Consider the following 615-nt stretch of genomic DNA (forward strand, 5'->3'; position numbering starts at 1 on the left):
CGGACACGTCTACGGTATTGAGAACGTCACCCGCACCGACCCACGGTGATTTAGTCATCTGCCGTGACACCCGTCTGCGCGGACGTATCCACACTCGGTGCCTCGATCTCGCTGGCGGGGGCGTGCGTTGGTTCGGGGAACTGGGGTTCCGTGTCGGTATCTGTGCGCGTCCCGATGAAGAACACACGACGACGCTTCTGTGGGACGCCGTAGTCCGCGGCGTTCAACGTCATGTGTTCTACGTTGTACCCCGCCTGCTGGAAGTCCTCGTACAGCAGTTCGATGGTTTCACCGTCATCGATCGACTCGATCCCCGTGACGTTCTCCATCACGAACCAGTCGGGCTGGAAGTAGTCTACGTACTTAGCGTATCGGAAGACGAGATTGTTCCGCGGGTCGTCTTCGTTGCGGTCGTGGTTCGCCGTCGAGAAACCCTGACAGGGCGGCCCACCGACGATCCCGTCTACGTCTTCACGATAGATAGTCGTCTCTACGGCGAAGGTTGCGGGTTCCGTTTCCGCGAGGTTGTAGTTGTACGCAGGATGCTCAAAGTTCGCGGCGTACGTCTCAAGCGCCTGCTCGTCGTTGTCCACACCCGCGATTACGTTCGCGCCA

The 615-nt window shown here is 59.5% G+C and carries 1 protein-coding gene; it reads right to left on the reverse strand.

Annotated elements, in window-relative coordinates:
* Window positions 1-50: 50 nt before the first annotated feature.
* Window positions 51-615 (reverse strand): DNA cytosine methyltransferase (locus tag EXE45_RS16640; protein ID WP_158294295.1); only part of this gene is annotated, 565 nt, incomplete at its 5' end.

The sequence above is a fragment of the Halorubrum sp. SP9 genome (assembly GCF_005435015.1).
GTDB classification, from domain to species: Archaea; Halobacteriota; Halobacteria; order Halobacteriales; family Haloferacaceae; genus Halorubrum; species Halorubrum sodomense.